1 protein-coding gene is annotated in these 1,364 nt (G+C 38.6%); it reads right to left on the reverse strand.

The features are described from left to right. Window positions 1-306: 306 nt before the first annotated feature. Window positions 307-1,278: a hypothetical protein gene (locus tag B5F07_RS22130; protein WP_242972636.1), complete on the reverse strand. Its 972-nt coding sequence runs from the start codon at window positions 1,276-1,278 to the stop codon at window positions 307-309. Between the last annotated feature and the right edge of the window lie 86 nt (window positions 1,279-1,364).

Consider the following 1,364-nt stretch of genomic DNA (forward strand, 5'->3'; position numbering starts at 1 on the left):
TTATTTAATTTTTCATCATTCAAATGTTACACCTCCATTATAGAAAATTAAGTCTGCAGTTGCAACCTTCTGTGAGCTCAAACAAAAGGAAAATGTAGCGGATACCGCCGGTGAAACAGCTGAAAGAATATAGAAGTTTCTGCTGATTGTCAGAATATTATACTTTATGCGTGCCTGAAATACAATAAGTAAATATACACAAAAAGTATAAAATATTTCTAAAATAAAAGAATTAAAATAAAATCAGAGAGAAGAATTCCTATGTGTACAATTCTTCTCTCTGATAAAAATTGATGTTATTTATGATTAGGATTCTGTCAGATATTTTTCCGCATCCTCGGAGGAGATCTCATATATCTCCTGCAAAGTGTTCTTTATCTCTTCTTCTGAAACAGACCGTTCCCGCAATGTTAAAATTAATCCTCGGATTCCTTTCTCTATACCGATTTTCTCACCATTAGCTTTGCCAATTTTAAATCCATCAGCTTTTCCGGCTTCGTACCAGTCCTTTTTCATTGCTTCATCATGTTTCTCCTGATCAAATGTTTCCAGCAGCATCTGGATCACCTCCGCTTTCTGCGACACCAGGATATCCGGCATGATCCCTCTTTCTATACATTCATCTATCGCCTGCATGAGTGATGTATGAAGCGGAATATCAGGAGATAGATTTCTGCGCACTGTATCTACAAAGATCGCATATTCCTTGAGTCGCCTGCATTTTTCCATCAATTCTTTATTATGTCCATAGTTAATATTCAGCATTGTCGCGATACATTCCAGACAGGCTTCCTTTTTTCTGTCCGTGTTCTGGGGTGTAGTTCCTGCTATATTCCTGAACATATGAGATAGTTTCAGCTCCATCCGTTCCGGTTCATCTGCTGTTCCGTTGTAGAAGACCAGATACTGCGGGAAGGGAAGTTCTTTCCTTGTGTTTGTATAGATATCGATATTATTCTCGGCAATGTATTTTTCATACAATTTTGAAAAATACATCAGTCCGCGAATCGGCATATTGGGATTATATGTGCTCTGGTGCTCGTACAGGTTCATTGTTCCGCTGATGAGAAATGAGATATCATTCTTCATTCCAAGATACAGGACATTGTCCAATGTGTTGATCTCCAGAGCATCCGGATCCGTGTAATGGGTTCCGTTTACTGCATTGTAAAGGGAAAGCTGATCCTCCTTTTTACGGAACACAAAGCGGAAGAGGCGGTCCTTATACTCACGGTTTGCTGCAGGATATTCCTGGTTATTTAATTTTTCATCATTCAAATGTTACACCTCCATTATAGAAAATTAAGTCTGCAGTTGCAACCTTCTGTGAGCTCAAACAAAAGGAAAATGTAGCGGATACCGCC

It is taken from the genome of Lachnoclostridium sp. An169 (assembly GCF_002160525.1).
GTDB lineage: Bacteria > Bacillota > Clostridia > Lachnospirales > Lachnospiraceae > Mediterraneibacter > Mediterraneibacter cottocaccae.